The organism is Falsiroseomonas sp. (assembly GCF_051860665.1).
Taxonomy (GTDB): Bacteria; Pseudomonadota; Alphaproteobacteria; order Acetobacterales; family Acetobacteraceae; genus Falsiroseomonas.
In genome coordinates, this window is record NZ_JBHYDM010000005.1 from 128,516 (window position 1) to 153,587 (window position 25,072).

Sequence of the window (25,072 nt, forward strand, 5' to 3'; positions counted from 1 at the left end):
GTTCTCCTAGGCCGCGGCCAGGCTGGGACTGGTGCGGATCACGGCGAGCGTGGTGCGGATGCGCTGCGTCGTGCCGTCCTGGAAGGCGATGGTGGTGTCCACGGGAATGCTCTCCGCCCCGCCATAGATCGCATCGATGATCTCGCCGTATTTCTGCGCGATCACGCCGCGTCGGACCTTCCGCGTGCGCGTCAGCTCCCCGTCATCCGCATCCAGTTCCTTGTAGAGCAGCACGAATTCGCGCAGCCGCTGCGCCGGCGGCAGTTTCGCATTCACCTTCGCCACCTCCGCCCGCAACAGGTCCAGCACCTGCGGCCGCGCCGCCAGGTCGGAATAGGTGGTGAAGGCGATGCGGTTGCGCTCGGCCCATTTGCTGACGATGGGGAAGCGGATGCAGATCATCGCCGCCAGGTGCGACCGCCCTGCCCCCAGCACCACCGCCTCGGCCACGAAGGGCGAGAATTTCAGCTTGTTCTCGATATATTGCGGGCTGAAGCGATCGCCGCCTTGCGTCTCCGCGATGTCCTTGATGCGGTCGATGACGACGAGCTGGCCGGCCTTGTCGAAAAATCCCGCGTCGCCGGTATGCAGCCAGCCGTCCCGCATATCGGCCGGCGCTTCCGTGCCCAGGTAGCCGGAGAACATGTTGGGATGCCGCGTGACGATCTCACCGACGCCATTCGAATCGGGTGCGTCGATGCGGATCTCGATGCTCTCATCGAAGCCGACGCCGACCGTCTCGAAATCCACCTCCCCCGTCCGGTGCAGCGTATAGGCGCCGAGCAGTTCGGTCTGGCCGTAGAGCTGCCGCATCGGCACGCCCATGGCCTGGAAGAACCGAAAGGTCTCGGGCCCGAGCGCGGCACCACCCGTGGCGGCGGAGCGCAGGTTGGAAAAGCCCAGCCGGTCGCGCAGCGCGCGGAACAGCAGCAGGTCCGCCATCGGTGATCGCTTGCCATCGGCGATCTGCACGCCGAGGTCGAACATGCGCCGCTTCAGGGCCGAGGCATCCATCACCCGCGCCCGCACCTCCGCCGCCAGCTGTTCCCAGACGCGTGGCGCGAACAGCACGAAGGTCGGGCCGATCTCGCGGAAATCGGCCATCATCGTCTCCGGCTCCTCGACGAAGTTCACCTTCATCCGGGCGATGAGGCCCCAGCCGAGGACGTAGATCTGCTCCATGATCCAGGGCAGCGGCAGGACGGAGACATATTCGTCCTGCGGTCCCTTCGGATCCGCCTTGAGATAGGCGCGGCAATGGCGGATCAGCGCGCCGGCCGTCAGCATCGCCAGCTTCGGCCGTGCCGTGGTGCCGGAGGTGGTGCAGAGCACGGCGATGTTCTCGCCATCCGTCGCCGCGACCAGAGCCTCGTAAAGCCCGGACTGCTCCGCCTCCAGCGCACGGCCCGCGGCCATCAGCGCCTCCAGCGACATCAGCCGCGGATCCTCATGCTTCCGCATGCCGCGCGGATCCGCATAGATCACATGTCGCAGGGTGGGAACGCTGTCAAAGATGTTGAGCAGCTTGTCGACCTGCTCCTCATCCTCCGCGAAGACCAGCTTCGCGCCGGCATGCGCCAGCAGATAGGCCACCTCGTCATCCAGCGCGTCGCGATAGAGACCCAGGCTGCGCGCGCCCACCGCATGGGCGGCGATCTCGCCCATCACCCAGTCGGGCCGGTTGTCCCCGATCAGCCCCACCACGTCGCCGGCGCCGAGGCCGAGGCCGCGCAGGCCGAGCGCCATGGCGCCGGTGCGGTCGTGGTATTCGGCCCAGGTGATGGACCGCCAGATGCCGAACTGCTTCTCCCGCAGCGCCACCTCCGCGCCATGGTCCCGCGCATTCTGCGCCAGCAGCTTTGGCAGGGTATCCAGCGTCGGCGCCCTCATGCCTCCACCGGCTCCGCGACATCCTCGCCGAGATAGGCGCGGCGCACCTCGGGATGCGCCAGCACCGCATCGGGCTCGCCCTCCGCGATCTTGCGGCCGAAATCCAGCACCATGACGCGGTGGGAGATATCCATCACCACGCCCATGTCGTGCTCGATCATCAGCACGGTCATGCCCCATTCGGCGTTCAGGTCGGTGATGAAGCGGGCCATGTCCTCCTTCTCCTCGAGGTTCATGCCCGCCATGGGTTCGTCGAGAAGAATGAGCTTCGGCTTCAGCGCCACCGCGCGCGCCAACTCGACGCGCTTGCGCAGCCCATAGGGCAGCGTGCCCGCCATCGCCTTGCGCACCGGCTGGATCTCGAGAAAATCGATGATCTCCTCGACCTCGCGCCGATGCGCCAGTTCTTCGGTCTGGGCACCACCGATCCAGTAGAGCATGCCGCGCAAAAAGCCCGCCTTCAGCAGGTGGTGGCGGCCGACCATGATATTGTCGAGCACGGACATATGCCCGAACAGCGCCAAGTTCTGGAAGGTGCGACCGATGCCGAGCGCGGCGCGGCGATTGGGGCCGAGACGGGTGATATCGGCCCCGTCGAAGGTGATCCGCCCCTCGGTCGGCCGGTAGCGGCCGGAGATGCAATTGACCATGGAGGTCTTGCCGGCCCCGTTCGGGCCGATGATCGAGAAGATCTCACCGGCCCGCACGGCGAAGGACACGTCGGTCAATGCCCTGACCCCGCCGAAGCGCAGGCTGACACGATCGGCAGCCAGGATCGGCGCCGGAATCGGCGTGTCTTCACTCAAATGGACGCGCTCCCCTGAACGCCTATCTTGTTGAGGGGAGCCTAGGACGGCTTTGCAGCCCGCCGCAACGCCGTGTTTTGGGAAGCCTCAGCCTTCGCGCAGCGCGATCGCCAGGGGTGGGTCGTCGGTGGCGAAGATATCGACGCCGAGGCCCAGCATGCGCCGGATGCTGGGCGCATGGTTGGCGCCCCAGGTGCCGATGCCGATGCCTTCCGCACGCAGCCGGGATACCAGCTCCGCATCAATGGCGCTCTCGGCCATGCCCACTTCCGGAAAGCCATAGGCCTTGGCGGTCGCCACCAGCCCGGTCAGGCCGATATCGCGCAGCGTCGCCAGTTCCAGCAGCCAGGCGACGCCCGCCAGGCCGCCGGCCTGCTGCGCCTCCGCCATGGTGCCGGCATGGAAGCCGATGATCCAGCTGCGGCCCCGTTCGCCGGCGGCATCCAGCCCTGCCAGGGTGGCGGGGACGATGCCGGGATAGGGGCGGCCGCTGGCATCGGATTTGATCTCGACGCGCGGCGCGACCGGCGTGCCGGCCAGGATGCCGAGATATTCGGCCAGCGTCGGCGGCGCCTCCCCCGCCGTGCCGCGCACGCGGATCGCGGCGAATTCCGCAGCCGTGCGCGCCGCCACGGGGCCGCGCGCATCCGTGGTGCGGTCCAGCAGGGCGTCGTGCATCACCACCACCTCCCCATCCGCGGTCAGGTGCACGTCGCATTCCGCCTGCTCCAGCGCCAGGCGGGCGGTGTTGCGGAAGGCGGTGGCGCTGTTCTCGGGCCAGAGGAACAGGCCACCGCGGTGACTGGCGATCAGGGTTTTCGGCTGCATCGGCGGGCAGTCTCGCTGGCCCCGCCCGGCAAATCCAGCCCCCGTGCGCCCGGCCGGGCCCGCTGCGCCAGATTGCATGGAAGGTTGCCTTTGGCGCATAAGGGGCACGGCCGGTCTCGTGGTCAGCAGCTGCCGTGCGGAGGGCTTCATGACCCTGTCCATCGTCATCCACCGGCCGGAAAACAGCTCCGCCGGCGACCCTGCCCCGACGGAGGCCGAGGCGATGCGCCTGGCGGTGCGGGATGCGGTCTGGGAGATTGCGGATGCGCACTGGACCATGGGCAGCGATGCCATGCTGGTCTCCACCGACCTCTCGCCGGATTATATGCTGAGTCACTTCCGCCGCGCCCTGGCCCGGCGCGGCTTCGATCAGACAGGGCTTCTCCTGGTCACCAGCGTGGGGCCGCGGGCCGCCTGGTCCGACCTGCCGATGGAGGCCGAGGGCTGGTTGCGGGATGTGCTGGCCTGAGGGATGAAACGAGCGTCCAGCAGCCTCAAAAACCGGCGCACGGGATGAAATTACGCGATTGCCTTAGGCCGCACTCGCGTTAGGGTTGCCGCAACTGTTAATGACCTTGCTATAAGTCCATGCGCGCGGGGCCTTCGCACCGCCGCGGCCCGTTTTCCTATCCTCGGGCCCCTCGCAACAGGGAGCCACGCATGCTGCCGGCACGTCGCCGCATTTCCCTCCTTCTCGCCTTCCTGCTCGCCTGTTTCGCCCAGGTCTCCGCGGTCCGTGCCGAATCCTCGCCGATTCGCCTGAAGATCGTGGGGGGCCTGGCCGATGTCAGCCAGTATGTGCGGTATGAGGAGCCCTTCTGGCGCAGCCGGATCGCGGAGCTGACCGGCGGCCGGGTGCAGGCGGAGATCGCGCCCTTCGACCGCAGCGGAATCCGCGGGCAGGAGATGCTGCAGCTGATGCGCCTGGGCGTGGTGCCCTTCGGCACGGCGCTGCTCGCCATCGTCGCCACCGAGGAGCCGGAATTCAACGCGGTGGACCTGCCGGCCCTGGCGCCGGACATGGCCAGCCTGCGCCAGACCGTGACCGCCTTCCGCCCGCATATCGAGCAGGTGCTGCGGGAGCGCTACCAGATCGAGCTGCTGGGCATCTACACCTACCCCGCGCAGGTGGTCTTCTGCACCCGGCCCTTCGCCGGGCTCGCGGATCTCGCCGGGCGGCGCATCCGCTCCTCCTCCGTCGGGCAGTCCGAGATGCTGCAGGCGCTGGGCGCCACGCCCGTGGTGATTCCCTTCGCGGAGGTGGTGCAGGCCATCCGCGGCGGCGTGGTGGAATGCGCCATCACCGGCACGCTCTCCGGCAATGCCATCGGGCTGCACGAGATCACCACCCATGTGCATGCCATGGCGCTGGCCTGGGGCATTTCCATCTTCGGCGCCAATGCGACAGCCTGGGCGGGCGTGCCGACCGAGCTGCAGGAGGTGATCCGCAACGGGATCACGGACCTGGAGCAGCAGATCTGGGCCGCGGCGGACCGCGAGACCGGCGAGGGCCTGGCCTGCAATGCCGGCCTGCCGACCTGCACCGCCGGGCGCCGCGGCAGCATGACGGTGGTGCCGGTGAGCGAGGGCGACAATGAGCGCCGCCGCCGCCTGCTGACGGAGGTGGTGCTGCCGCGCTGGGTCAACCGCTGCGGGCCCGATTGCGTGGATGCCTGGAACGACTACCTCGCCCCGACCCTGGGCATCAGGGCCCGGCCTGAATAGATGCAGACCGCCCGCCGCCTCCGGCTCGCCGTCCTTGCGGCCGTCGTCCTGCTGCTGCTGGCGCAGGCGGTGGCGACGGCCATGCTGCTCGAGCGGTCGCGCGAGGCGGCGCTGAAGGCCGCGGCGGATACCGCGGACCGGGTCAGCCGGGCAGTGGAAAGCTCCATCAACCGCAGCTTCGTGCAGGTGGATGCGATGCTCGCGGGCCTGCCCGCCATCCTCAGCCCCTATGCCCGCGACGGCCGCTTCGATGCCAATGCCGCCGGCCGGGTGATGCGGGAGCTGAACAACCAGAACTTCACCTTCCGGGACATCCTGCTGGTGCGCGAGGATGGCATGCCCATCACCACCTCGCTCGCCGTCTCCCGCCGCCGCCCGCTGCCGCTGCCGCTGGGCGCCGCCTTCACCGATGCCACGCCGAATACCGGCAGCCTGATGATCGGCGGGCCGGTGCAGAATCCGGCCACCGGCGAATGGGCCCTGTTCTTCGCCCGCCCCGTGGTCATGCCCGTGCTGGGGCTGGTGACGGCGGTGGCGGAGGTGCCGGTGCCGGTGGTGGGCAGCCTGCTCGGCGTCGGCGGCAGCGCGCCGGAGCTGCGCATCACGCTGGAGCGGGACGACGGCACGCTGCTCGCCTCCCTGCCGCATGACGAGACGCGGATCGGCCGACGGCTGGCGGTGCCTTCCTCGGCGCTCGGCAATGCCACCCTGTCCCGCAGCCGCTTCAATGACGAGGCGGTGCTGGTCTCGGTGCGGCCCAGCCTCTACCCCTCGCTGTCCATCGTCACGACGGTGGAGCTGCAGGCGGCGCTCAGGGGCTGGAGCACGGACCGGGAGCGCGGGCTGGTGGTCTCCGCCGCCTTCGCCGCCCTGGTGCTGGCGCTGGCCGCAGCCCTGCTGCTCGGCCTCCGGCAGCGGGAGAAGGTGGAGGCGGAACGCGCCCGCTGGCGCTCCACGCTGGAGAATGCGCTGGAGAGCATGTCGGACGGCTTCGTCATGTTCGGCCCGGACGACCGGCTGATTGCCTGCAACCAGCGCTACAAGGAATTCTACGCCATCTCCGCGCCCTTCATCAAAGCCGGCGCGGCCTTCCGGGACATCATGCGCGAAGGTGCCAAGCGCGGGCAGTATCCCCAGGCGGTGGGGGATATCGAGGCCTTCGTGGACGAGATGGACCAGTGGCGACATGCCAACAACCCGCCGATCGAGCGGCTGCTGCCGGATGGTCGCTGGGTGCTGATCACGGAACGCAGCACGCCGGATGGCGGCACGGTGGGCATCCGCACGGACATCACGCCGCTGAAGCGCGCCATGGAGGACCTGGCCCAGGCGCGCGACAATGCCCGCGCCGCCGGCGAGGCGAAGAGCCAGTTCCTGGCCCGCATGTCGCACGAGCTGCGCACGCCGCTCAACGGTGTGCTCGGCTTCGCCCAGGTGCTGCTGCGCGACCCGGCCCTGACCGAGGAGCAGCGCGACCAGGTGCTGACCCTGCACGAGGCCGGGCGCCACCTGCTGGAACTGGTGAACAGCCTGCTCGACCTGTCCAAGATCGAGGCCGGCAAGCTCGACCTGCATCTGCGCGACGTCGCCGTGCGCCCGCTGCTGGAGGCCTGCGCCGGGCTGCTGGCGCCGGAGGTGGACCGCAAGGGCATGACCCTGACGCTGGACATCGCCCCGGGCACGCCGGAGGCCGTGGAGGCCGATGCCACGCGGGTGCGGCAGATGCTGCTGAACCTTCTCTCCAATGCGGTGAAGTTCACCCCGCCAGGCGGCCATGTGCATCTGCGCGCCATGCCCCTGCCGGAAGGACGCCCCGGCCTGCGGATCGAGGTGGAGGATACCGGCCCCGGCGTGCCGCCGGAAAAGCGCCACCTGCTGTTCGAGGATTTCTCCCAGCTCTTCCCCGTGGCGGGCCAGGAAGGCGCCGGCACCGGGCTGGGCCTCGCCATCTCGGCCCGGCTGGCGGCAGCGATGGGCGGACGCATCGGCTGCGACAGCGAGGCAGGCCAGGGCGCCCGCTTCTGGGTGGAACTGCCGCTGAAGGAAGTGCCGCTGCCCGCCATTGCCGCCGCGGCCACCGCCGCGCCGAGCGAAGCGGCGCTGGCCGCCCCCGGCCGGAGCCTGCGGATCCTGGTGGCGGACGATGTGGCGGCCAATCGCATGGTGGCGCGCGCCATGCTGGTGGGCGCCGGGCACCGGGTGGACAGCGCCGCGGATGGGGCGGAGGCGCTGGCCGCGGTGGAACGCGATGCCTATGACGTGGTGCTGATGGATGTGCAGATGCCGGTGATGGACGGGCTGGAGGCCACCCGCCGGATCCGGGCGCTGGATACCGCCCGGCGCCGCGTGCCGGTGCTGGCCGTCACCGCCTCCGCCCTGCCGGAACAGGTCGCCGCCTGCCGCGCCGCCGGCATGGATGGCCACCTGGCCAAGCCGATCGACCGCGAATCGCTGATCGCCGCCGTGGCCCGCCTGGCCGCCGGCGACCCGCTGCCGGGCGGCGCCGCCTCTCCTTCCGCCGATGCGCAGCAGCCGCTGCTGGATGAGGCGGCGCTGCGCAACCTGGCGGCGGATCTGGGCCCCACGGCGGATGTGGTGATCGCGGAATTCGTCGCCGAGGTGCGCTTCGGCTACGAGACGCTCTCCGCCCCCGGCATCGCCGAGGACATCCCCCGCCTGCGCCACGCCGCGCATCGCATGCTGGGCGCCGCCCGCACCCTGGGCGCCCGGCGGCTGGGCGCGGTGACGGAGGCGCTGCAGAAGGATCTGCATGCGGAGCGGAGCCCGACGGAAAGCCTGCGCCTGGTGCTGGAAAGCGCCGCCGCCACCCTGCCGCTGATCGAGGCGCCGCTGGAACGGGGCGCGCAGAGCGACGCGGCCCCGCAGCCGCGCGCGGTGCGGCTGGCGCAAGGCGTGGGGGACTGAGCGCCGTCCGTCCTCACGCGCAGGCGCAAGTCAGGCCGGGCTGAACGCGCCGAGGCGCGCTTTAGCAGGCTGCGAAAAAGGCCCTCTCCACCCGCAGCGGGCAGAGGGCTTTTCGCTGATTTTCCGCAGCCAGTCAGGGCAGCGCCGCGATCCGCTCCGCCAGCAACTCGAAAAAGCCCGGCGCGTCCAGCCGCTCCAGCAGCTTCAGGTTCGGCGGCCGGCCGAGGCGCTGCCAGCGGTCGATCACGGTGCGGCCGCGCCCGGGGCCCGGGCCGCAATCCACCTCCGCCTGCGCCTCCCGCCCCTTGAACAGCCTCGGGGCGAGCAGCCAGGCCACCGCGCAGGGGTCGTGCAGCGGATAGCCCCGGAAACTCATGCGGCGGGACGGGGGCAGCGCCCGCAGGATGGCCAGGGCGGCGCGCCAGCAGGCGCCGCCCGGCCGCCCCTCCATCGCCGCCACCACCTCGGGCGTCACGAAGGCCTGTGCCGTCAGGTCCAGGGTCGCCATGGTCAGCGGACAGCCGAGGCCGAGCAGGATGGACAGCGCCTCCGGGTCGTTCCAGGCGTTGAATTCGGCGGCGGGGGTGATGTTGCCCTCGGACCAGGCGCCGGACATCAGCACGATCTCCGCCACCCGATCCACCAGCGCCGGCTCCGTCGCGAAGGCCAGCGCCAGGTTGGTGACGGGGCCGAGGCCGATGAGGGTGACGGAGGCGGGCGACGCGCCGCGCAGCAGATCGCGGATGGCATCCGCGGCGATGCCGGGCGCCAATGGCGGCCCCTCCGGCAGCAGCACGCCGCCCAGCCCATCCTGGCCATGCACCGCCGTCTCGAACCGGAAGGGCGCCATCAGCGACCGCTCGGCCCCGGCGACCACCGGAATGGCGCGACCGGTCAGCCCCACCACGGCGCGCGCATTGGCGGTGGTGGCGGCGAGGCCGACATTGCCGCCGGCCACCGTCACCAGCCGCACATCCAGCTCCGGCGAAGCCAGCGCCAGCCAGAGCGCGATGGCGTCATCCGTGCCCGGATCGCAATCGATGATGGTCGTGCGGCTCATGCCAGTTCGCGCTCCACCAGGTTGCACCAGAAGGCGACGCCATGCGGCAGGGCGGCGTCCGGGAAGTCGAAATGCGGGTTGTGATGGAAGCCCTCGGGATGCGCGGGGTCGCCGGTGCCGAGCCAGGCATAGGCGCCGGGGATGTGGCCCAAAAATTCGGAAAAATCCTCGCCGGCGGTGATCGGCGGATGGTCGTCCCGCACCGCGGCGGCGGTACCGGTCGCGGCCGCCACCATGATCGCGGCCTGCGCCGGGTGGTTCACGGTGGGGCCGAGGCGGCGGATGTAGCGCGGCGCTGCCTGCACCCGGTGCTGCAGTGCGACGGCCTGGGCGATCTCGCCGATGCGGGTCTCCAGATGCGTGCGCACCGCCTCGTCCAGGGCGCGGGCCGTGCCGCGCAGGAAGACGCTGCCGGGGATGACATTGGGGGCGGCCGCATCGCCCGCCGCCATATGGCCGACACTGACCACGGCGGTGCCAAGCGGGTCCACCTCCCGCGCCGCGATCGCCTGCAGGCCGAGGATGAAGGCGGCCGCTGCCAGCGTGGCGTCACGGCCGAGATGCGGCTTGGCGCCATGCGTGCCGATGCCGGTGAAGGTGACCTCCCAGGTATCGGAGCTGGCCAGCACGGCGCCCTTCGGCACGGCGATGGTGCCCATCGGCAGGCCCGGCAGGTTGTGCAGGCCGTAGATGGCGTCCACCGGAAAGCGCTCGAACAGCCCCTCCTCCGCCATCGCGCGCGCCCCACCGAGCGATTCCTCGGCCGGCTGGAAGACCAGCTGCACCGTGCCGGCAAAACGGTCCCGATGCGCGGCCAGCCATTCGGCGGCGCCGAGCAGCATCGCCGTATGGCCGTCATGGCCGCAGGCATGCATCCGGCCGGGTGTCGCGCTGGCATAGGGCAGGCCCGTCGCCTCGCTCATCGCCAGCGCGTCCATATCGGCGCGCAGGGCGATGGCGCGGTTTCCCAGGGGGCCATTCTTACGGCCCTGGATGGTGCCGACCACGCCGGTGCCGGCCAGCCCCTCGGTGACAGGGATGCCCCAGCCGCGCAGCAGCTCGGCCACCCGCGCGGCGGTGCGGTGTTCCGCGAAACCGAGTTCCGGATGGCGGTGGAAGTCCTGGCGCCAGGCGGTCATCTCGGCCAGGCGCGGGGCGAAATCGTCGGGGCGGGGCAAGGGCTTGGCCTCAGGCGGTGCGGGCCGGCGGGATAGCATGGGCGGCGCCCCAGATCGCCTCCTCCGAGAAGCCCAGCTCCGCGAATTCCGCCGCGCGCAGCGGCGCCTCCTCCGCCGGGTAGAATTCATCCAGCTGCGGCGGCTTCACCGGCGTGGAGGACAGCATGGCATGCGCCTGGCCGCGGTGGTGGATCTGGTGCTGGAACAGGTGCAGCAGCAGCCGGTCCCGCCGTTCCTCCTGCACCCTCGTGGCGCGGTTCACCCGCACCACCTCGGCCAGCCTTGCCGCGTCCAGCCCCGCGCAATGCGCCAGCAGCCGCCGGTCCACCGCGGCCTGGGCGGCGTGCAGGCCGGGCAGGTCCGGATGCGGCACGCGATTGGCCCAGGCGGCGGGGCCGAGCCAGCCGCCCTCCAGCGCATCCACATAGAACCAGTCGACGATGAGGATGTGATTCAGCGTGGCGACCAGGCTGGGAAAGAAGCCGCTGCGGGGCGCCGCCAGCTCCTCCGGCGTCAGCGCCGCGCAGGCCTTCAGCAGGCGGTGGTTGGACCAGGCATTGTTCGCGGCCTGGGCGTGGAACAGGTCGGGCGTCATGCGGCCGGGCTCCGCCGGTTGCGGGTGAAGGGCCGAGCATGGCATTTTGCCGGCCGCACACCCAGTGGAACCCGGATGGCGTATTGGCAGCATTTTGGCGCGCCGCCGGCCGCGCGCGCGCCCTTTCGGGAAAGCTACCCGGCCGCGATGCCGGATGGCGCGCTGCTGGACCTGCCGCTGCGCGATTTTTCCGACTTCGCCGTGGCCGGGCTGATCGCCAACCAGGCCAGTTTTTCGGTCATCCGTCGTCTTGCTGGCTGGATGACGGAGGTTGCGAGGCCGCTGGGCGCGGAGGTGGTGGTGGGCCTGCCCAGCCTCGGCCAGGTCTTCGCGCCGCTGGTGGCGGAATCGCTCGGCCATGCGAACTGGGTCGCGCCCGGCTGGTCCCGGAAACGCTGGTACGAGGAGCGGCTCTCCGTCCCCGTCCATTCCATCACCTCCCCCACCCCGCGCCGGCTGTGGCTGGACCCGCGCATCCTGGACCGGCTGGCGGGGCGCCGCGTGCTGCTGGTGGATGACGTGATCTCCACCGGCACTTCGGCCCTGGCCGGGCTGGCGCTGCTGGCCGCGGCCGGCGTCACCCCCGTGGGGCTGCTGGTCGCCATGATCCAGGGCCATCGCTGGCAGGCGGAATGGCCCGCCGCCATCCCGGTCCGTGGCGCCTTCGCCACGCCGATCTTTCGGCCCTCCCCCGCCGGCTGGCTGCCGGAGGAGGGGACCGCCCCGCACAAGATGTGCCTGCATTCCTCCGCCAAGGACCACGCCGCATGATCCGCTCGCTTCGCGCCGCCCTGCTGGGCACCGCGCTTCTCGCCACCCCCGCCTTGGCCCAGGACAATATCCGCATCGGCGTGGAGGCCGGGCCCACGAGCCTCGATCCGCATTTCGCCAGCCTGATCACCAACATCGCCTTCAGCCGCCACATCTTCCAGCCGCTGATGGAACAGGACGCCAGGCAGGACCTTCGCCCCGCCATCGCGGAATCGATGCGCCCGATCGACGAGCTGACCTGGGAGGTGAAGCTCAACCCCGCCGCCCGCTTCCATGACGGCGCGCCGGTGACGGCCGACGACATCGCCTTCACCATCAGCCGCGCCGGGGACGTGCCGAACTCCCCCTCCTCCTTCCGCTATGCCACGCGGCCGATCACGGGGGTGGAGGCGGTGGACGCCACCACGCTGCGCATCCGCACCAGCCAGCCGACGCCGCTTCTGCCGAACTTCCTGGCGCTGGTGATGATCGTCTCCAAGCGGCATGGGGAGGGTGCCGGCACGGCGGACTACAATTCCGGCCGCGCCATGGTGGGCACCGGTCCCTTCCGCCACGTCTCCTGGCAGCCAGGCAGCCCGGTGGTGATGGAGCGCAACCCGGCCTTCGGCGGCACCGCGCCCGCCTTCCAGCGCGTGGAATTCCGCCCCATCGCCAATGCCGGCGCCCGCGTCGCCGCGCTGCAGGCGGGCGATGTGGACCTGATCGAGATCGTGCCGCCCGACCATTTCGCGCGCTTCAAGGCGGAGGCGGCGCGCTTCGCCACGGCGGAAAGCCCCTCCAATCGGCTGATCTTCCTGACGCTGGACAGCGACCGCGTGGACAGCCCCTTCATCCGCGGCCGCGACGGCGCGCGCATCGACAATCCGCTGCGCGATGCCCGCGTGCGGCGCGCCCTGTCGCTCGCCATCAATCGCGAGGCCATCGTCACCCGCATCATGCAGGGCCAGGCGCTGGCGGCCGGCGATCTCGGCCCGCCGGGCTACTTCGGCACCTCGCCCGACATGACGCCGCCGCCCTTCGACCTGGCGGAGGCGCGGCGCCTGCTGGCGGAGGCGGGCTACCCCAACGGTTTTGCCGTGCAGATCAACGGGCCGAACGACCGCTACACCAATGACGAGCAGGTGGTGCAGGCCATCGCGCAGATGTGGACCCGGCTCGGCCTGGCCCCCACGGTGGAGACCAAGACGCGCTCCATGTGGCTGAGCGAGGCGGCGCAGCTGCGCTATTCCGTGAACCTCGCCGGCTTCTCCCCCAACCCCGAACTGCTGGGGATGCTGGAGACACAGGTGCATAGCTGGAACACCACGCTCGGCCTCGGCACCGCCAATCGGGGCCGCTTCTCCAATGCCGAGATCGACGCCATCATCCAGCAGGCGCGCACCACCATCGACGACGACCGGCGCCGCGCGCTGACGCAGCAGGCGACGCGGATGGCGCTGGTGGACCAGACGGCGCTGATCCCGCTGTACTTCCAGGTGAATACCTGGGCGATGCGCCGCGGCTTCACCTATGAGGGCCGCACCGACGAGATGACGCTCGCCTTCAGCGCCGGGCGCTCGCCGCGGTGAGCGAGGCCGTGGATCCCGCAACCCGCGCCCGCGCCGTCCAGGCCGCACGCGGCGCCGCGGCCTTCGACCTGCTGCTGGTGGGCGGCACGGTGGTGGACGTGGCAACCGGCGAGCTGCGCGCGGCGGATGTGGGCCTGGTCGGGCCGCTGATCGCCTCCGTTCATACGCCCGGAACGCGGGAGGATGCGGCGCGCATCGAGGATGTGGCGGGGCGCTTCCTGGCGCCGGGCTTCATCGACAGCCACCTGCATTACGAAAGCAGCTGCATGGCGCCGGCGGACTACGCCGCCGTCGTCGTCCCCGCCGGCACCACCAGCTGCGTCTGGGACCCACATGAGCTGGCCAATGTTTTGGGGGTGCCGGGCGTGCGCTGGGCCGTCGAGGCCTCCCGCAACCTGCCGCTGCGCACGCTGGTCGCCGCCCCCTCCTGCGTGCCCTCCGCGCCCGGCCTCGAACTGGCCGGCGCCGAGATCGGCGCGGCCGAGATGGCCGAAATGCTGTCCTGGCCGGAAGTGGTCGGCGTGGCGGAGGTGATGGACATGCCCGGCGTGCTGCGCGGCACGCAGCACATGACGGGCATCGTCGGCGCCGGCCTGGCCGCGGGCAAGAACGTCAATGGCCATGCGCGCGGGCTGCTGGATGCGGACCTCCAGGCCTATGCCACGGCCGGCGTCACCTCCGACCACGAGATCACCGCCGCCGAGGATTTCCTGCAGAAACTGCGCGCCGGCCTGACGGTGGAGCTGCGCGGCAGCCACGACCAGGTGCTGCCCGGCGCCGTCGCCGCGCTGGCCACGCTGCCGCTGCTTCCGGTCAATCTCGTGCTGGCCACCGACGACATCTTCCCGGATGAGCTGGTGGCCAAGGGCGGACTGCGCGACACCATCGCCCGGGTCATCGCGCGCGGATTGTCGCCGATTTCCGCCATCCGGCTTGCCACCCTGCACGCGGCGATGCGCCTGAAGCGCGACGATCTCGGGCTGGTCGCGCCGGGGCGGCGTGCCGATATCGTCGTGCTGTCCGACCTCGCCGGCGTCGCAGTGGATCGCGTGCTGGTCGATGGCGTGGTTGTCGCGCGCGATGGCGCGCTGGTCGCGCCGCCGGCGCGGCGCGTGGATGCGCCCACCGATACGATGAAGCTGCCGCCGCAATCGCCCGATGCTTTCCGCCTGCATGTGAAGGGCCTGCGGCACGGCACGGCCAGGCTGCGCCGCATTCTCGGCTCCCGCTTCACCGCATGGGGCGAGGCCGAGGTCGCCGTGACCGGTGGCGTCGGCGAACTGCCCGCCGGCCACGCCCTGCTCACCATCATCCACCGCCACGGCCGCGCGCCGGCGCTGCCGAAAACCTGCATGACGGATGGCTGGGGCGCGATGCGCGGCGCCATCGCGACGACCATCGCGCATGACAGCCACAACCTGCTCGTGCTCGGCAACACCGCCGAAAACATGGCCGCCGCGGCCAATGCCGTGATCGCGGCCGGCGGCGGCATGGCGGTGGCGGAAGCCGGCGTGGCGACCGCCGTGCTGCCGCTGCCCATCGCCGGGCTGCTGGCCGAAACCCCGCCCGCCGTCACGGCCCGCAATTTCGCGGCGCTGCGCGCGGCCGCGGACCGCGTCTGCGACTGGCAGCCGCCCTATCGCATCTTCCGCGGCATCACCGGCATTTCGCTGGCCTGCAATGCCGGGCCGCATCTGACCGACCTCGGCCTGACCGATGGCGGTACCGGCGAGGTTTTCGACCCGGCCGAGCCGCTGGCGATCCTCGCGTGAGGCCAAGGCCGGGACCGCCCGCACGGTCCCGGCCCCCTTCCCTCACAGCACGAAGTCGCTGGCGGTCAGCGTCTTCAACCCGATGAGCTCGATCGTCATGTCGCGCACCCCATCCGCATCCAGGCCGATATTGACGTAGGTATTGCCATTGAACTGGTGGGTGCTGACCTGCCCCGCGCCGATCGCGGCACCAGCCGCGGTGCTGACCTGGCCGAGGAAGGTGAAGCTCCCATCGGCCAGCAGCGCGGAGAGATCGAGCAGGTCGCCCGCCGCGAAGTCCGTCACCGTGTCGCGCGTGCTGGAGGTATTGCCGCTGTCGCCGAGGCTGGTCCAGACGAAGCGATCCGCGCCCGAACCGCCGGTCAGCAGGTCGCGCCCGCCGCCACCGGTCAGCACATCCTCGCCCGCCGCGCCGTTCAGCGTATCGCCCAATGTGCCGCCGGTCAGCGTATCGCTGCCCGCCGTGCCGATGAGGGAGGAACGCACCCCGGTGAAGGCATCGCCATTCAGCGTGAAGGCGCCGTCGATCTGGATCTGGAAGTCGCGCAGATTGTCGCCGTCCACGCCGCCGATGACATAGGTATTGCCACCGTAGGTATAGACCCAGACCTCGCCCGCCGCGGCATCGTTGAAGCTGGTGGTCGTGCCGCGGAAGACGAAGCTCTGCTTCCCGGCCAGCAGCGTATTCGCATCGAAGCTGCCGAGATCGATCGTGTCGCCGATGCCCCAATCCTTGATGACGTCGCGTCCCGCCGTCGTCGCCAGGGAGTCGGCGGCGGCTGCGAAGACGAAGCGGTCGGCGCCCTCGCCGCCGCAGAGCAGGTCCTTGCCCGCGCCGCCGATCAGCGTGTCATCGCCGGTGCCGCCATGCAGCGTGTCATTGCCGCCGCCGCCGGCCAGGCTGTCGGCGCCGTCGCCGCCGCGCAGCGCATTGGCCAGGTTGTCGCCGCGCAGCACGTCGGCATGGGCCGAACCCTCCAGGTTCTCGATACCCAGGAAGCTGTCGCCAGCGGCATCGCCGGTTCCCTCCAGGGCCATCGTCAGGTCCACCACCACGCCCGCGGCGGCGCTGCTGTAGCTGGCCGTGTCGAGGCCGGTGCCGCCGATCAGCTCATCGCCCCCCGCGCCACCCTCCAGCGTGTCATCACCCTCGAAGCCCTGCAGCGAATCCTCGCCCGCACCGCCGACGAGACGATTGGCTGCGGCGCCACCGCGGATGAAGTCGGCCTCGGCGGAACCGATGACATTCTCGATCCCCTCCAGCGTATCGCCCTGCGCATCGCCGAGCGCCTGCACCTGGTCCTTCAGATTGACCGAGATGCCCAGCAGGCTCTGCGAATAGTCGGCCCAGTCGCTGCCGCCGCCACCGACCAGACGGTCGGCACCCGCGCCACCCTCCAGCGTATCGGCCAGGTCGCCGCCGACCAGCGTATCCGCGCCCCCGAGGCCATGGAGCCGGTTGCTGCCATTGTCGTTGCCGGTCAGCTGGTTCGACCCGTCATTGCCGAACAGGATGATCTGCTCGCCGGCGGCCAGCGCGGTCGCGTCGATGTTCAGCGCCACCGTGCCGTTGGAGGATCCATCCGCATCCGTGGTGCCGACCGCCTCGATGCCCGTGACCTGCTCCGTCAGGACCAGCGTGGAAGTCGTCGCGCTGGTGAAGAAGACCACGTCCAGCCCTTCGCCACCGCTGATCGCCTCGCCCACCCCATGGTCGGTGGCAGCGGCAATCACGAAGATGTCGTTGCCGGCGCCGCCGAGCAGCGTATCCGCGCCGGCACCGCCGGTCAGCCGATCCTCACCCTCGCCGCCCGCGAGCAGATTGTCACCGGGATCGCCGGTCAGTGTATCGTCCAGCGCCGTGCCGATGAGATTCTCGATCCCGATCAGATTGTCGCCCTCGGCCTCGCCACCCGCGCCAAGACCCGTCGCCAGGTTCACCGCGACCGCCGCCGCGCCGCCCGAATAGTCCGCGACGTCGATGCCGACGCCGCCCGCCAGCGTATCGGCGCCCGCGCCGCCCTGCAGCGTATCGTCGCCATCGTCGCCGGCCAGCCGATTGGCTGCCGCGGAGCCGATCAGCAGGTCGTCCAGCCTGCCGCCCGTCGCATGCTCGAAGCCCTGCACGGTCATCGACAGGCTGTCCTCGCCGATGACGCGCAGCGTCTCCGCGCCGAGGTCGATCTCCAGCCGGCGCAGCGTCTCGACCGAGCCGTCGATGAGATCCTCCAGCCCGGCCAGGCCGATCAGCGTCTCGATACCCTCCAGCGTATCGCGGCCGACGAAGCAGCCGCCGGCCTCGAAGCGGTCCACCTCCTGCATCAGGGTGGTGAAGATGATGCGGCTGTCGACCGCCGCGCGATAGTCGAGGATATCGAGGCCCGCGCCGCCGACCAGAAGATCGGAACCGGCACCACCCAGGAGCGTATCCGCCCCCTCGCCGCCGTCGACCAGGTCGTTTCCGCCACCACCCGAGATCAGGTCATTGCCCGCCTCGCCCAGCACCGTGTCCGCGCCGCCGCCGGCGGTGAAGACATCCGCCGCCACGGCGCCGTTGAACAGGATGGGCCCGGTGGAATAGGCGCCGTCCAGGGCCTGGTCATTGGCCCCGGTCGCCGGCGCATTGATGGTGAGCAGCGAGCCCGAGACATTGTCGTAGTCGTCGTGCTTGTCGTTCTCGATCTCGCCGGTGATCTCGACATTGGTCACCGTCACCGCCGGCCCGGCGACATTCTTGCCTACCTCGCCGACACGGATGCCGGTGGAGGTGCCGTCGATGCTGCCGTTCTGCACCAGCACGGTCAGGCCCGCGACATCCGCCGGATCGCCGCTGTAGGAAGGCGCATCGTCGCGCCCCTTGATGGAGATGGCGGCGCCGCCCGCGTGACCCGTCGCATCGCCGCCGGTCGAGGTGCCGACATTGGTGAAGTCGAAATCCTCGATCGTCACCGTGCCCAGGAAGGTGTCGTATTTCAGGTTCAGCTCGATGCCGCTGCCGGTCTGGCCCAGCGTGCCGCCGAAGGCGGGGCCGCGGCCGAAGGCGCCGACATTCTCCATGGTCACGCCGGTGATCAGCGTCTGGCCCTGCGCCGATTCGAGGTAGATGCCCTTCTCGTTCAGGTTGCTGAAGCTGGTGCCATCCACCGTCAACCCGACCATGGTGGTCGGGGTCGCGGAGCCGGTATTGATCAGCAGGCCCATCGCGCCATTGCTGAAGGCGCCACCCGTCACGGTCAGCCCGTTCAGCGTGGTCTCGGACGTCGCGCTGGTCTGCAGGCCGATGACATTCTGGTCGAAGACCATGTCGACCAGCTTGGTATTGTCATGCGTGCCCGCCGTGAAGGTCAGGCCCTGGCGGAAGTAGCGGATCGTCAGGCCGGACATGGTCACGTCGTCGGCGTCGATCACCACGCCATTGCCGGCAGTATAGGCCGGCGCCGTCTGCAGGTATTCGGCGACCGTCTCGTCATCCTCGATGTCATTCAGCGTCCGGAAGTCGCCCTCGATCACCGCCCCGTCGCCCAGCGACGCGATGGTGACGCCGCTGACATTCACCGTGAAGGCGCTGTAGGTGCCATCCGCGACCAGGATGGAATCGCCCTCCTGCGCCTCGCCATTCTCGGCATTGCCATCGAAGAGCTGCGCGATCTGCGTGATGTCGCTGGTGCCGCCGACCAGCCAATGCGTGCCGTCCGCGAAGGCCAGCCGTTCGACACCCTGCAACGCATCCGTGCCGCTCACCGCCGCGCCCGCATCCGCCACGGTGGTGCCGGTGACGAGGTAGTCCGCCAGATCGCCCTGGAACACGGCAGTATCGATGCCGGTGCCGCCGACCAGCTCGTCATTGCCGGTGCCGCCATTCAAGCTATCCGCGCCCTCGCCACCGCTCAGCGTATCCGCGCCGGCCCCTCCGGCCAGGGAATCATGTCCCGCCAGGCCCAGCAGCTGGTTGTCGCCCGCCGCGCCGCCGATCGTATCGTTCCCGCTGCCGCCGGTCGCATTCTCAAAGCCCTGCAGCACGTCCCCGTCCAGGCCATGCACGGCATAGCCGGCCTCGAGGTCGATCTCGACCGCGCTGTCGGACCATTCGTAGCTGACCATGTCGATGCCGGCGCCGCCGATCAGCAGCTCGCCGCTGGCATCGTCGTCGCCGGACGTGCCCCGCCCGCTGATCAGGTCGTCGCCATCGCCGCCATCGAGCACATTGCCCATGTCGTCGCCGAGCAGCGTGTCGTTGCCGCTGCCGCCCAGGACATGCTCGATGCTGATGAGCAGGTCGCCCGACGCATCGCCCGCGCCGGCGCCCGGGTCCATCATGTCGAGGAGGATGCCGTTGGTGGAGCTTGCGTAGCTGGCCAGGTCCAGACCCGCGCCGCCATCCAGCGTATCCGCCCCGGCCTGGCCGGACAGCGTATCGTTGCCCGCACCGCCGGTCAGCAGATTGGCGGCCGCATCGCCCGCAAGGCTGTCGGCATAAGCGGAGCCGAGCACCGCCTCGATGCCCTGCAGGCTGTCGCCCTCCGCATCGCCGCCGCTGCCTGTGCCGGCGGTGAGGTCGATCCGCACCGCGGCCGCGGAGGCCGCATAGGAGGCGAGGTCGAAGCCCTCGCCGCCCGCGAGGCTGTCGGCGCCGCCGGCACCCTCCAGCGTATCGTTGCCGGCGGCCCCCGAAAGCGTGTCGTCGCCCGCCAGGCCCTGCAGCAGATTGGCCTCCGCATTGCCGGCCAGCACATCGGCATGGGTGGAGCCGCGCAGGCCCTCGACCGAGACGAAGGCATCGCGCCGCGCCTCGTCGGAAGCGCCGCCATCGAGCGGATTGCGGGAGCCGGCGAGGGAGGCCCGCACGGCGACGGATGCATTCTCATAGGTCGCGATGTCGAAGCCATCGCCGCCATGCATCGCATCCGCGCCGGCACCGCCCTCCAGCGTGTCATTGCCGGCTCCGCCATAGAGTGCATCCGCACCAGCCAGGCCGCGCAGCAGATTGTCCTGCCCGTCGCCGTAGAGCGCGTCGGCATAGGCCGAGCCCTCCAGATTCTCGATGCCGACATAGATGTCGTCGCGCGCATCGCCGGTATTGGAATCGCCGGCATCGTCCGGGTCGATGTCGCATGCCGGCTGATTGACCAGCACGGCGGTGACGCCGGCGCTGGCATTCGCGTAGCTCGCCGTATCGCGCCCGCTGCCGCCGAGGAGCTGGTCCGCGCCGGCGCCGCCGGCCAGCCTGTCGTCACCCTCCCCACCGTCCAGGATATTGCCGCCGGCATCGCCGACCAGCAGGTCGTCCTGGCCGGTGCCCACCGCATGCTCGATGGAGACGAGATCGTCGACCGCTCCGGCGCTCGTTGCCGTGCCCTGGTCCAGCCGCACCGTCACGGCCTGATCGAGGTCGCTGAAGTCGGCCGTGTCCTGGCCGCTGCCGCCGATCAGCAGGTCGGCGCCGGCACCGCCCCGCAGCGTATCGTCACCGTATCCGCCATCCAGGATGTCATCGCCGCCGAGTCCCGCCAGCATGTTGTCGACCGGCGCGTCGTTGCCCGCCACATCGGCCGCGATCCAGTCATCCGCCTCCGTGCCGATGACATTCTCGATGCTGATGAGCACCTGCCCCGCCGCACCCATCCCGCCCTGCATGCTGCCGTCGAGCGAGATGACGATGCCGTCCTGATCCAGCACGCTGAAGTCGATGGCATCCAGACCCTCGCCGCCATCCAGCGTATCGGCGCCCAGGGAGCCCGCGAAACTGTCATTGCCCTCGCCGCCCACCAGCAGATTGGCGGCTTCCGTGCCGGAGAGGCTGTCGCCCTGCCCGGTGCCGATGATCCCCTCGATGGCCACCAGCGTGTCCTGGGAACTTCCACCACGGTCCACGAAACCCTGGCGCAGGTCGGCGACGATGCCCGCGGAATCGCCGCTGTAGTCGATGATGTCGAAGTCGGCGCCGCCATCGAAATGGTTCGAAGGCCCGCCGCCGACCAGGGTGTCGTCCCCCGCGGCGCCCTGCAGGGTGGATCCGCCGCCACCCGCTTCGATCAGGTTGTCGCCAGCATTGCCGATCAGCAGTTGCGCCGTCCCGAGGCCGCCGAGATTCTCGACATGCTCGGCCAGGGTGTAGGAAGCCAGCGTCGTGCGCACCAGGTCGGTGCCCTCGCCGGCCGCTTCCTGCACCAGATTGTCCGCGTGATCGACAATGAACAGGTCGTCGCCGAGGCCGCCTGCCAGCACATCCGGCGCCGCGCCGGAGAACAGCGTATCGGCCCCGCCGCCGCCGACCAGCGTCTCGGACAGCGCGTCGAAGCCGGCCATCACGTCGCCATGGCCGGTCCCCTCGATCATCTCGATGCTGATCAGCTCGTCATCCGCGACATCGCCCTGGGCGACGCTGTCTTCGCGCAGCAGGACGATGCCGGACTCCGATGCGGCATAGCTCGCCCGGTCATTGCCTTCCCCGCCATCCAGCGTATCGGCCCCCGCAAGGCCCGCCAGCACGTCGTCGCCCTCGCCGCCCTGCAGCAGATTGCCCTCGGCCGAACCGGTCAGCGTATCCGCGGCGTCCGAGCCGATGAGGGTTTCGATGCCGGACAGCTGGTCGCCCTCCGCATCGCCCGACAGGCCGAGACCGGTGGTGAGATTCACCGCGACGCCGCTCTGGGAGCTGGCATAGCTGGCCGTGTCGCTGCCGAGACCGCCCGCCAGCTGGTCCGCACCCGCGCCACCCTCCAGCGTATCCGCCGCCGCGCCGCCGGTCAGCGTATCGTCCCCGCCGCGGCCCAGCAGCACGCCGGACTGGTCGGTTCCGGTCGCTGCGTCGTCGCCCTCGGATCCTTCGAAGTTCTCGATGCCGCGCAGCACATCGCCCTCGGCCTCGCTGCCGGAGGCCGTGCTGGCCGCCAGGTTGACGGTGACGCCGGAGCTGGAACCCGCATAGCTGATCCAGTCGGCGCCCTCGCCGCCGTCCAGCTCGTCGGCACCCGCACCGCCGCGCAGGGTGTCGCTGCCCGCGCCGCCGACCAGCGTTTCCGCACCGCTGCCGCCGGTCAGCGCATCATCCTCATCGCTGCCGATCACCACCTCGATGTCGCTGAGGCGGTCGCCCTCGGCATCGCCGCCATGGCCCTCGCCCGTCGCGAGGTCGACCGTGACCGCGGCCGCGGAGCCGCTGTAATCCGCCGTGTCGGTGCCTGCCGCGCCCTGCAGCGTGTCGGCCCCGGCGCCGCCGATCAGCGTGGTGCCGGACAGGCCCGCACCCAGCCTGTCGGCATGGCCGGAGCCGATCAGCCGCTCGATGCCGGACAGGCTGTCGCCCCCCGCATCGCCGCCCGCGCCGGTGCCGGCGGAAAGGTCGACCTGCACCGCGGCGCCGGAGGCGGCGTAGGTGACGGTATCGAATCCCCCCCCGCCCGCCAGGCTATCCGCGCCTTCGCCGCCGATCAGCAGATCGTCGTCATCGCCGCCGGCCAGCGTATCATCGCCCGCGCCGCCTTCCAGCGTATCCGCGCCGCCGAGGCCGGCGAGCCGATCGTCGCCGGCCGCGCCGAGCAGCCAATTGGCATCGGCCGAACCGTCGATGGTATCGGCCAGCGCGCTGCCCAGCGCATGCTCGATGCCGAGCAGCGTATCGCCCTCGGCGCTGCCGCTGGCCAGGTCGAGCATGACGCCGCTGCCGGCGTCGCTGTAATCCGCCCAGTCGTCGTTGCCGGCACCGCCATCCAGCCGGTCATTGCCCTGGCCGCCGCGCAGCGTATCCGCGCCCTCGCCGCCCAGCAGCACATTGTCGGCCCCATCACCGGTCAGCACATCCGCGAGGCCTGAGCCGATCAGCCCTTCGATGCCGACCAGGATATCGCCCGCGGCATCGCCACCTGCCGCGGTGGCGGCGGCGAGGTCGATACTGACGGCGGCGAGGGAGCCGGTGTAGTCGGCGAAATCCAGCTCCGTGCCGCCGATCAGCGAATCCGCGCCGATGCCGCCTGCCAGGGTGTCGCTGCCGCCATTCCCCATCAGCGTGTCATTGCCGGCGCCGCCGCCCAGCATGTTTGCGGCGCTCGAACCGACCAGGGTATCGCCATAGCCGGAGCCGAGGAGGTTCTCGATGCCGTTCAGCGAATCGCCGGCCGCATGCCCACCAATCACCATGCCGCCGCCAAGCGTGACGATGACGAGGGTGTTGGAGCCGCTGTAGTCGGCGGTGTCATTGCCATCGCCGCCGATCAGGTAGTCGGCATCCGCTCCGCCTGTCAGCGTATCGTCGCCGGCGCCGCCCAGCAGCGTATCCGCCCCCGCCGCGCCGGAGAGCAGGTCGTTCCCCTCGCCGCCGGACAGTTCCTCGGCACGGTTGGCGCCGGTCAGGCTATCGGCGCCCGCCGTGCCGATCACCCGCTCGAAGCCGGTCAGCGTATCGCCCTCCGCATCGCCGCCCTGGCCGAGGCCCGTGGTCAGGTTCACGACGACGGCGGCGAGGGAGCCGCTGTAGTCGGCGGTATCGCTGCCGAGGTCACCATCGAGATTGTCCGCTCCGGCACCGCCGATCAGCGTGTCGCTGGCGATGCCGCCGGTCATGGTGTCGTCGCCGGCGCCGCCTTCCAGCGTATTGTTGCCGAGCACCGCCGCCATCTCGTCATTGCCGTCGCCGCCCTGCAGCAGGCCGGCGGTCATGCCGCCGTAGAGCGTGTCGTCATGGGCCGAGCCGATCAGGTTCTCGATGCCGTAGAGCGTGTCGCCTTCCGCATCGCCGCCGGCATAGATCTCGTTGCCGAGGTCGATATTCACGGCCGCGCCGGACCCGGCATAGCTGGCGGTATCGCTGCCGCTTCCGCCTTCCAGCAGATCGTTGCCGACGCCGCCGACCAGCAGGTCGTTGCCATCCGCGCCGGCCAGGCTGTCATCGCCGGCCTCGCCCCGCAGCGTGTCGTCGGCCGTGCCGCCGACGAGGGAGTCGGCGTGGTCGCTTCCGTTCAGGGCCTCGATATCGATCAGCGTATCGCCTTCCGCATCACCGCCCTGGCCAAGGCCCGTCGCGAGGCTGACGGTGACGCCGGATTCGGATTCGCCATAGTCGACCGTATCGGTCCCGTCGCCGCCGTCCAGGCTGTCCGCGCCCACGCCGCCAAACAGGCTGTCATCGCCGAGTCCGCCGGACATGGTGTCCAGGCCCGCCCCACCGACCAGGGTGTCGGCACCGTCGCCGCCCGACATGGAATCATTGCCGCTGCCGCCATGGAGGTCGTCGTCCCCCTCGTCGCCGCTCAGGACATCCGCGGTGCCTTCGCCCCGGAGGCTGTCATTGCCGGCACCACCCCACAGCGTATCGGCCGCTTCATTGCCATTCAGCGTGTCGTTGCCGTCCTCGCCCTCGAGCAGGTCGTCGCCCTGGCCGCCGTTCAGGACGTCGTCGCCCGCTCCGCCTCGCAGGGTGTCCTTGCTCAAGAGGCCATTCAACGTGTCGTTGCCGCCAAATCCCTGGATCAGGTCCTTCGATTCGCCGGCCGCGTCGCCATCGAGAAGGTTGTCCTCATCATTGCCGTTGATCTCGGTGGCCATGGCGTCGTTCTCCGCAAGGCTTCATGGATGGGCGCGGGCACCGGGGAAGGCCGCGGCTCGGTGGGGCGATGCGACCATCACGGTCCCGGCGGGCCCCACTGGCTCCGCCGCAGGGCACACCACCCGCGACCACCCTGTCCGAGTCGACCATGGTGCCCAGGCTCGGCGCAGCGATGGCGGCGATAGGCTCTCTGCAAAACGAACCTGCGACGATGGGGGCGGGAGTGCCGGGTCAGCGCCCTTGATGGCCCATTTGTGCCGCAGACGGCCGGTCCTGGCTGTCGAGTTATGTAGGCTGGATCCCCTCGCCCCGGTGCCCAGCCATCGGCTGGTTGCAACACATGCGGCATCGGCTGCGGCCAGGCCCGCAGCCGCGGTGGACCTCAAATGGCCGGATTCAAAGGGAAAGCTGCC

The 25,072-nt window shown here is 70.4% G+C and carries 13 protein-coding genes; 6 read left to right on the forward strand and 7 right to left on the reverse strand.

Annotated elements, in window-relative coordinates; genetic code table 11:
* Positions 1-6: 6 nt before the first annotated feature.
* From ACTIF1_RS07375 to ACTIF1_RS07385, 3 genes are all read right to left on the reverse strand, one after another.
* A complete protein-coding gene (locus ACTIF1_RS07375; RefSeq protein ID WP_439595745.1) occupies positions 7-1,890 on the reverse strand; it encodes an AMP-binding protein in 1,884 nt (627 codons plus the stop codon).
* A complete protein-coding gene (locus ACTIF1_RS07380; RefSeq protein ID WP_439595746.1) occupies positions 1,887-2,696 on the reverse strand; it encodes an ABC transporter ATP-binding protein in 810 nt (269 codons plus the stop codon). Before ACTIF1_RS07380 ends, ACTIF1_RS07375 begins: the two co-directional genes overlap by 4 nt.
* Before the next feature lie 87 nt (positions 2,697-2,783).
* Positions 2,784-3,524: a glycerophosphodiester phosphodiesterase family protein gene (locus tag ACTIF1_RS07385; RefSeq protein WP_439595747.1), complete on the reverse strand. Its 741-nt coding sequence runs from the start codon at positions 3,522-3,524 to the stop codon at positions 2,784-2,786.
* A 148-nt stretch (positions 3,525-3,672) separates the two neighbouring features.
* On the opposite strand from ACTIF1_RS07385, the gene ACTIF1_RS07390 reads away from it, so the two are divergent.
* From ACTIF1_RS07390 to ACTIF1_RS07400, 3 genes are all read left to right on the forward strand, one after another.
* Positions 3,673-3,993 (forward strand): hypothetical protein, encoded by a 321-nt coding sequence (locus ACTIF1_RS07390; protein WP_439595748.1) that lies wholly within the window; start codon positions 3,673-3,675, stop codon positions 3,991-3,993.
* Positions 3,994-4,184: 191 nt separating this feature from the next.
* Entirely contained in the window at positions 4,185-5,249 is a 1,065-nt protein-coding gene (locus tag ACTIF1_RS07395) for a TRAP transporter substrate-binding protein (protein ID WP_439595749.1), read from the forward strand.
* Positions 5,250-8,174, forward strand: a complete 2,925-nt coding sequence (locus tag ACTIF1_RS07400) for an ATP-binding protein (RefSeq protein ID WP_439595750.1) — start codon at positions 5,250-5,252, stop codon at positions 8,172-8,174.
* 133 nt (positions 8,175-8,307) lie between these two features.
* On the opposite strand, the gene ACTIF1_RS07405 is transcribed toward ACTIF1_RS07400, so the two are convergent.
* The 3 genes from ACTIF1_RS07405 to ACTIF1_RS07415 are packed head-to-tail and all read right to left on the reverse strand — an operon-like array spanning position 8,308 to position 11,007.
* The gene (locus tag ACTIF1_RS07405) at positions 8,308-9,234 is read right to left on the reverse strand and encodes a nucleoside hydrolase (RefSeq protein ID WP_439595751.1); all 927 of its coding nucleotides are present in this window, start codon (positions 9,232-9,234) and stop codon (positions 8,308-8,310) included.
* Entirely contained in the window at positions 9,231-10,412 is a 1,182-nt protein-coding gene (locus ACTIF1_RS07410; RefSeq protein WP_439595752.1) for an amidohydrolase, read from the reverse strand. Before ACTIF1_RS07410 ends, ACTIF1_RS07405 begins: the two co-directional genes overlap by 4 nt.
* A gap of 10 nt (positions 10,413-10,422) precedes the next feature.
* Complete coding sequence (locus ACTIF1_RS07415; protein ID WP_439595753.1) at positions 10,423-11,007, reverse strand: DinB family protein; 585 nt, start codon at positions 11,005-11,007, stop codon at positions 10,423-10,425.
* A 75-nt stretch (positions 11,008-11,082) separates the two neighbouring features.
* Between ACTIF1_RS07415 and ACTIF1_RS07420 the strand changes: the two genes are divergently transcribed.
* The 3 genes from ACTIF1_RS07420 to ACTIF1_RS07430 are packed head-to-tail and all read left to right on the forward strand — an operon-like array spanning position 11,083 to position 15,118.
* Positions 11,083-11,778, forward strand: a complete 696-nt coding sequence (locus ACTIF1_RS07420) for a phosphoribosyltransferase (protein ID WP_439595754.1) — start codon at positions 11,083-11,085, stop codon at positions 11,776-11,778.
* Positions 11,775-13,346 (forward strand): ABC transporter substrate-binding protein, encoded by a 1,572-nt coding sequence (locus ACTIF1_RS07425; RefSeq protein ID WP_439595755.1) that lies wholly within the window; start codon positions 11,775-11,777, stop codon positions 13,344-13,346. The genes ACTIF1_RS07420 and ACTIF1_RS07425 overlap by 4 nt, the downstream gene beginning before the upstream one ends.
* Positions 13,343-15,118, forward strand: coding sequence for an adenine deaminase (locus ACTIF1_RS07430; protein ID WP_439595756.1), 1,776 nt, complete (start codon positions 13,343-13,345; stop codon positions 15,116-15,118). Before ACTIF1_RS07425 ends, ACTIF1_RS07430 begins: the two co-directional genes overlap by 4 nt.
* Positions 15,119-15,160: 42 nt before the next feature.
* On the opposite strand, the gene ACTIF1_RS07435 is transcribed toward ACTIF1_RS07430, so the two are convergent.
* Positions 15,161-24,658, reverse strand: a complete 9,498-nt coding sequence (locus ACTIF1_RS07435) for a hypothetical protein (protein WP_439595757.1) — start codon at positions 24,656-24,658, stop codon at positions 15,161-15,163.
* Positions 24,659-25,072: the final 414 nt, after the last annotated feature.